Here is a 7071-nt window from a genome sequence, read left to right as displayed (position 1 = left end):
GATTTCGAGTGTGTCGCCATCGACGTCCAGCACCGCGGTGCGGCCCTGCATCCGCACGTGCGTGATCTCGCGCCCGCGCAGCCATTTGAGGACGGCGAAAAGCCCTTTCCTCGCCTTGGGTGCTGCGATGCCGAGGGCGGTCAGGATCGTGACCGCATTGGCGAGCGCCGTGCCTTCGTTGCCGCTCAGCATGTCGCGCATGCGGCCGAGCAGCGAGGTCGCGAGTGTGAAGTCGATGCCGAAGCTGCCGGTCTTGAAGCTGCCGCGCACGTTGACCTGCGGCCGGACCTGATCGCCGCATAGTGCGCGCGTCGACGCGTCGAGCAAATCGCCGAACGCCAGCAGCGCGGGCGCGAGTTCGCGCACGTCCATCTCGGACGATTCGAGCGCGGGCCCGTCGTACGTCACGCGAAATCGGCTCATCGCGTCGAAGGGGCCGATATCGGCCGGGCCGGTACTGTTTTCATGTGCGGTCATGTGGAATGCGGGTGTGAGAGGTGGACGATACCCGAAACGAATGCTTTCGGATGTCCGTCATGTTGAACGCGAATGGCCGTTTGCACGTGATTTTGGCCATCCGGACAAGACGACTTTTCCGACATGTCCCGATAGCGTCCGGCAAGCAACGAACTTTGCCGATCCCGGGCATGCGGTGAGCCCGGCGATGACGCGGAGGAGGGCGCGGCGGGATCCGGAGGCGAATCCATTTCCGGTTACTGCGATCATGAATCGGTCTGACGCACTGTGCGCGCAGATCGAGGCAATGCAACGCCAATTGAACGGCGAGCGATGGCTCGCGCTTCGCATCCGGCAGCGGGATGCGTACCTCTATCCGTTATCGAACACGGTGAAAAATCTGCTCGCTCGGCGGCTGGGCAGCAATCACGTGCCGTTACGCACGTTCATCGCGAGCGGCCGAATCTTGCGGCGCGTGTCGAGTTCGATCAATCGTACTCGACACGGGATGCGAAGGCCGGATATTGCCGAGCCATGTCCTGCAGACAGTCGCGCATCAGCCTCGCGTCGCGGGGAAAGCGGAGTTCGAATTCCGACCAGCCTTTCAGCCGAAGAATGCGCGGCATATCGACCAGCGCGGTAATGGCGTCCCGGAACGCATCCCAGTTTCTTCCATACCAATCCGGGAAACTCAACTGCTTCATCAGCCGTACATGCAACTGTTCGGTCGACTCGATATCGTCGAGCTCGATTTCTACCCCCGTGTCGCGTGCCATCATGTTCTCCGACGGACAGATCGCGAAGTATTCATTTCGCGCTCCGTACCAAGCATCATAGCGCGCGCTTCCGGCCGCCGCGCAATCCGCTCCCGGACCTCCGGCGCCGCCAGGCACGTGGCGACGGCCTCATACCCCGGCGCACCGGGGTAAGGCGCCACACGCGCAGGCGGGCTGTGATTGGCCGGGCACAGCAGGATGGTTTCATCGGGGCCGACCGCCGCGAGATCGAGGATCGCCGACGAGCGCGTCAGCAGGAACAGCGGCCGCATGCCGGCGGCCGCGCCTGCGCGCAGATGCGTGATCAACGCCCGTTGCGTGGCCCGGTCGAGGCCCTGTTCGATCATGTCGACGACCCGCGCGCGCGGGCCTTCCGCTTCGAGGCTGACGAGCAGGGCGGTCAGCGCCCCCGACAGCGTCGCGCCGCTGCCGGCAAGCGCCGCCGCGGTGCGCTCGACGCGCGACTTCAGTTCCGGATCGGCGCGCAATGCATCGAATGCCGCAGCACAGTCGTCGTCCAGCCGATCGAGACCGACGAACACCGCGCCGGGCAACGCATCGGCCAGCCGAAGCGCGAGCCGCGTCTTGCCGCTCCCCAGCGAACCGATGATGTAGTTCAACGGCCGGATATCGCGACACTCGAACCGTTCGCCGCCCCATGGCCACGGCAGGTCGAACGCGACGCCGGCCGCGCCGGAGTCGACCAGCCGCGTCAATTCGCCGTTGGCCGGCATCCGTCCCCGTGCCAGGCCGGCACGCATCGCGCGCACGCTGTCGAGCTTGCCAACGAGATCCTGAATCCCGCGATCGAGCGCCGCTTCGTGAGCCGCCAGCGCGGCATCGAGACTGCGCGCGTCGCCGTCGAGCACGTTAGCCACCTCGGCGAGACCGAGGCCGAGCTTGCGCAGCGCCGCGATATCCGCGGCACGCGCGAGGTCGTCCGGCCCGTACGCGCGGTAACCGGCCGGCGTGCGCTCCGGCGTGACGAGGCCGTGACGCTCGTACAGCCGCAGCGCCTTGATCGAGACACCGAGCCGTGCAGCGGCGGCCGAAGCGTTCAAGCGGAGTGTGTCCGTACCCATCCGTCACCTCTTTGCTGTCGATTCGTTGCGATCAGCATAAAGGCGATCCCAAGGGCCGGGTCAAGCACGATCGCGCGGCCGTTCAGTCGGCGGCCGCGAACTCGTCCCGCAGCGCGCGATACAACCGTCGATAGCGCGCGAGCCGGCCCGCCAGCAGCTCGACCGATGTGGGATCGGGCGTCACCGTTTCCGTGACGGGCGGCGCGATACAGACTTCTTCCAGGCTGTCGTTCGTCGCTGCCAGCCGTGCGAGCCGCGCGGCGCCGAGTGCCGCGCCGACCGCGCCGTCCGCATGGCGCTGCATCGCGATCCCGGTCGCATTCGCGCACAGCCGTGCCCAGAACGCGCTTTTCGAGCCGCCGCCGATGAACGACGCCACGTCGAGCGTCGTGCCGGCCGCGCGCAGCGCGTCGTAGCCGTCGGCCATCGCGAACGCGACGCCTTCCATCACCGCATATGCGAGGTCGTCGGCATCGTGTTCGTTCGTCAGCCCGAAGAACACGCCGCGCGCATGCGCATCGTTGTGCGGTGTGCGCTCGCCGCCGAGATAAGGCAGGAACAGCGGTGCGCGGGCGGCGGCCGCGTGTTCGGCGCGCGCGGCCAGCACGCCGGGCGTCGTGCCGTGCGCGCGCGCGAGCCAGTCGAGGCTCGCGGCGGCCGACAGGATCACGCTCATCTGGTGCCAGCGCCCTTCCACGCAGTGGCAGAACGCGTGCACGGCGGCGTCCGGGTTCGGCGCGAAGCGGTCGTTGCCGGCGAACAGCACGCCCGACGTGCCGAGCGACAGGAAGCCGCTGCCGGCGCCCGTGACGCCCATGCCGATCGCCGACGCCGCGTTGTCGCCGGCGCCGCCGGCGATCGTCACGGGCCCGGTGATGCCCCATTCGCGCCGCAGCGCGTCGCGCAGCTGCGCGGCGGCCGCGTTGCCTTCGACGAGGCGCGGCATCTGCGCGCGCGACAGCTCGGTCGCGGCGAGCATCCGGTCGGACCAGTCGCGGCGCGCGCAGTCGAGCCACAGCGTGCCCGACGCGTCGGACATATCGGACACGAATTCGCCGGACAGGCGCCAGATCAAGTAGTCCTTCGGCAGCAGCACCTTGTGCACCGCGCGAAACACGGCCGGCTCGTATTTCGCGAGCCACAGCAGCTTCGGCGCGGTGAAGCCGGGCATCGCCATGTTGCCGGTGATCGCCCGCGATTCCGGCACCAGCGCCTCGAGTTCCACGCATTCGGTGCCGGCGCGCGTGTCGTTCCACAGGATCGCGGGGCGCAGCACCTGGTCCGCGCGGTCGATCAGCGTCGCGCCGTGCATCTGGCCGGACAGCGCGATGCCGCGCAGCGCGGCGAAGCCGGCCGGATGCGCGGCGCGCACCGACGCGATCGCGTCGAGCATCGCGTGCCACCACGCCTGCGGGCTTTGTTCGGACCAGTGCGGATGCGGCCGGCTGATCGACAGCGTGGCCGAGCCGCTCGCGAGGGGGACCGATCGGGAATCGGTGAGCAGAACCTTGACCTCGGACGTGCCGAGATCGATGCCGAGATATGTCACGTATGAAGCGGTCACGTATGAAGCGTCCTGTCTGGGGCGCGCGGCGGCGCGCGTCGCGGGGGCGGTGCGTCGTCGCGGCCGTACGGTTCGTTGAGCCGGTGCAGCGCGCGGAACTTCGACGGCGGCACCTGTTTCATCGCGAGAAACTGACGGTTGAAGTTCGACAGGTTGTTGAAGCCAACCCGGTAGCAGATGTCGGTCACCGTCAGGTCGGAAAACATCAGCAGCTCGCACGCCTCGTTGATGCGCAGCCGGTTCAGGTAGCGCACGAACGACGAGCCGGTGTGACGCCGGAAAAACCGCGTGAAGGTGCTGACGCTCATGCCGGCGAACGCGGCGACGTCGGCTTCGCGCAGCATGCCGGGCAGGTTCTGCTGCAGGTACGACAGCACCTGGTTGATGGTCGACGACATGTAGTGCTGCGCGTCGCTGCGGTAGCCGGGCCCCGCGAGCACGCGCCGCTCGCGGCACGACGACAGCCGGTCGAACAGCGACATCAGGATCTCGACGCGCCGGCAGCCGTGCGCGTCAGCGAGTTCGAGCATCAGCGGCGCGACCTCGACGCCCACGCGGTCGGGAAACTGCACGCCGCGCGCCGCGTCGTCGATCAGCTCGATCACCGGCTGCAGCTCGCTGAACGCGTCGACCATCTTCTCGATCGCATCGCGCGAGAACTGGAGCACGACGTCGCGCGACGGCACGCGTTCGCCGTCGGCGAGTTCGCTGACCCAGTTGTGCGGCAGGTTCGGCCCGGTGACGATCAGGTTGCCGGGCCCGAAATCGCCGATGTGGTCGCCGACGAACACCTTGCCGCGCGACGCCTGGATCAGGTGAATCTCGTACTCCGGATGAAAGTGCCACTTCGCGACCGAATGCGGATAGTCGTGGACCCATGCGCGAAACGATTCGTCGCGGTGGGTGGGAACGATCTCGAGATCCGGGTTCATCGTGTGCTCCGTCGGGGCGTGCCGGCGTGCTACGGACGGGACATCGACCAGCCCGTCGCGGCAGGCGGCGTGGCGCGCGTCGCGGCCGTCGGCGGCGCCGCGTGCGCGGTCGGGTTCGCGTCCGGCAGCGCGACGTTGCGCTCGGTGCCGGCGTCGAACAGATGCAGGGCTTCTTCGTCGAAGCGAAACGCTACCACGGCGCCCGGCGCCGGGGCCATCGGGGCCGGCACGAGGGCCGCGCACGGCTGGCCGCGCCAGTCCAGCGTGACGAGCGCCTCCGCGCCGAGCAGCTCGACGAGCTCGACCGTGCCGGTCAGCGCGAGCGCGCCCGGGGTCGGATCGCCTTGGGCCACGAGCCGCAGGTGGTTCGGGCGAATCGCGGCCTTGACCTGCTGGCCGTGCTGCAGCCGCGCGAAGCGTGAAGACGCGAGCGGCCAGCGCGCGCCGTTGCAGTCGAGCAGCACGTTCGCGCCGACCCGCTCGATCGTGCCGTCCGCGAAGTTCATCGCGGGCGTGCCGACGAAGCCGGCCGCGAACACCGTATGCGGCTGGCCGTACAGCTCGGCCGGCGTGCCGATCTGCTCGATGTGGCCGCCGCGCATCAGCACGACGCGATCGGCGAGCGTCATCGCTTCGAGCTGATCGTGCGTGACGTACAGCGTGGTCGTTTTCAGTTGCCGGTGCAGCCGCTTGATGTCGCCGCGCAACTGCGTGCGCAGCTTCGCGTCGAGGTTCGACAGCGGCTCGTCGAACAGGAACACGGCCGGCGTCTTGATCATCGCGCGCGCGATCGCCGCGCGCTGCTGCTGGCCGCCCGACATCGCGCGCGGGCGACGGTCGAGCAGCGTGTCGAGGCTCAGGATGCGCGCGACGTCGCGCACGCGGCGATCGATCTCGTCGGCCGGCACCTTCAGCCGCCGCAGGCCGAACGCGATGTTGTCGTACACCGTCATGTGCGGGTAGAGCGCGTAGTTCTGGAACACCATCGCGACATTGCGCTCGCGCGACGGCAGGTCGTTGACGACCGCATCGCCGATCACGAGCTCGCCGCCGGTGATCGCCTCGAGGCCCGCGATCATCCGCAGCATCGTGGACTTGCCGCAGCCGGACGGGCCGAGCAGCACGATGAATTCGCCGTCGGCGATCTCGAGGTCGAGCGGATGCAGCACGGCGGGGCCGCCGTCGTAGTGCTTCGACAAAGCGTGGCAGACGATTCGGGCCATGGCTCAATCCATTTCGATCTGAATCTTGACGTCGCTCGGCTGGCCGCTCGCCGCTTCCTCGAACGCGCGCACGCCTTCGGAAAACGGGAACGTGCGCGAGATGAACGGCTTCACGTCGATCGCGCCGGACGCGATCAGCGCAAGCGCGCGCGGGAAGATGTTCGCGTAGCGGAACACCGATTCGATGCGGCCTTCCTTCGCCTGCAGCGCGACCACGTCGAGCGGCACCGGCGCGACCGGCATGCCGATCAGCACCGCGCAGCCGCCCGGGCACATCAGGTCGACGAGGCCCGCATACGCGTTCGCGCTGCCGCTCGCCTCGAACACGACGTCCGCGCCCCAGCCGCCCGATGCTTCGGCCACCGCATCGGCCAGCGGCCGCGTGCGCACGTCGACGGTCGTAACGGCCGGGTTGCCGGCGAACAGCGCGAGCTTGTCGGGCACGACGTCGGCGAGGATCACGCGCGCCGCGCCGCCGGCGAGCGCGGCGAGCGCCGTCATCGCGCCGATCGTGCCCGCACCGATCACGACCGCGAGGTCGCCCGGCTTCATCGCCGCCTTCTTCGCGGCCTGCAGGCCGATCGACAGCGGCTCGACGATCGCGCCTTCGGCGAACGACACGTTGTCGGGCAGCCGGTACGTGAACGCGGCCGGATGCACGACGAACGGCGTCAGGCAGCCGTGGATGGGCGGCGTCGCCCAGAAGCGCACGTCGGGATCGAGGTTGTAGAGCCCGCGCAGCGTCGCGGGCGAATCGAGGCGCGGCACGCCGGGCTCCATGCACACGCGGTCGCCGACGCGCAGGTGCGTGACGCCCGCGCCGGTCTCGACGACGGTGCCGGACGCTTCGTGGCCGAGCACCATCGGCGCGTCGACGCGGAACGGGCCGATGCCGCCGTGCACGTAGTAATGCACGTCGCTGCCGCAGACGCCGACCGTATGCACCTTGATCCGGACGTCGCCGGGGCCGACCGCCTGCGGCAGGTCGATGTCGCGCAGCGCGAGTTCGCGCGTGCGTTCGAGGACGAGTGCTTTCAA

Annotated in this window: 7 protein-coding genes; all 7 read right to left on the bottom strand. The window is 68.9% G+C overall.

The genetic code is table 11. The features are described 5' to 3' along the window. A partial coding sequence (locus tag AC3IFE_RS14605) for an LAPAL motif-containing putative phage structural protein (protein ID WP_489190922.1) occupies positions 1 to 477 on the bottom strand: 477 nt, incomplete at its 3' end. 467 nt (positions 478 to 944) lie between these two features. Further along, positions 945 to 1232 (bottom strand): barstar family protein, encoded by a 288-nt coding sequence (locus tag AC3IFE_RS14600; RefSeq protein ID WP_489190921.1) that lies wholly within the window; start codon positions 1230 to 1232, stop codon positions 945 to 947. Further along, complete coding sequence (locus tag AC3IFE_RS14595; protein WP_489190920.1) at positions 1232 to 2314, bottom strand: MerR family transcriptional regulator; 1083 nt, start codon at positions 2312 to 2314, stop codon at positions 1232 to 1234. The genes AC3IFE_RS14600 and AC3IFE_RS14595 overlap by 1 nt, the downstream gene beginning before the upstream one ends. Positions 2315 to 2396: 82 nt before the next feature. Then, positions 2397 to 3863 carry a xylulokinase gene (xylB, locus tag AC3IFE_RS14590; RefSeq protein WP_301737713.1) on the bottom strand — a complete coding sequence of 489 codons (1467 nt, stop codon included), beginning with the start codon at positions 3861 to 3863 and terminating at the stop codon, positions 2397 to 2399. An 11-nt stretch (positions 3864 to 3874) separates the two neighbouring features. Further along, complete coding sequence (locus tag AC3IFE_RS14585; RefSeq protein ID WP_301737464.1) at positions 3875 to 4810, bottom strand: AraC family transcriptional regulator; 936 nt, start codon at positions 4808 to 4810, stop codon at positions 3875 to 3877. A 29-nt stretch (positions 4811 to 4839) separates the two neighbouring features. Beyond that, positions 4840 to 6033 carry an ABC transporter ATP-binding protein gene (locus tag AC3IFE_RS14580; RefSeq protein WP_489190919.1) on the bottom strand — a complete coding sequence of 398 codons (1194 nt, stop codon included), beginning with the start codon at positions 6031 to 6033 and terminating at the stop codon, positions 4840 to 4842. A gap of 3 nt (positions 6034 to 6036) precedes the next feature. Beyond that, positions 6037 to 7071 carry an NAD(P)-dependent alcohol dehydrogenase gene (locus AC3IFE_RS14575; RefSeq protein ID WP_069617527.1) on the bottom strand — a complete coding sequence of 345 codons (1035 nt, stop codon included), beginning with the start codon at positions 7069 to 7071 and terminating at the stop codon, positions 6037 to 6039.

It is taken from the genome of Burkholderia sp. APQ4-4ca (genome assembly GCF_057837105.1).
The sequence above is the reverse complement of the archived record's forward strand: the minus strand, read 5'-3'. Positions and strand labels throughout refer to the sequence as shown.

Bases quoted from the DNA above. Each gene is read 5' to 3' on its own strand.
- AC3IFE_RS14600 (WP_489190921.1), bottom strand. From the start codon at position 1,232: ATGGCACGCGACACGGGGGTAGAAATCGAGCTCGACGATATCGAGTCG.
- AC3IFE_RS14595 (WP_489190920.1), bottom strand. From the start codon at position 2,314: ATGGGTACGGACACACTCCGCTTGAACGCTTCGGCCGCCGCTGCACGG.
- AC3IFE_RS14585 (WP_301737464.1), bottom strand. From the start codon at position 4,810: ATGAACCCGGATCTCGAGATCGTTCCCACCCACCGCGACGAATCGTTT.
- AC3IFE_RS14580 (WP_489190919.1), bottom strand. From the start codon at position 6,033: ATGGCCCGAATCGTCTGCCACGCTTTGTCGAAGCACTACGACGGCGGC.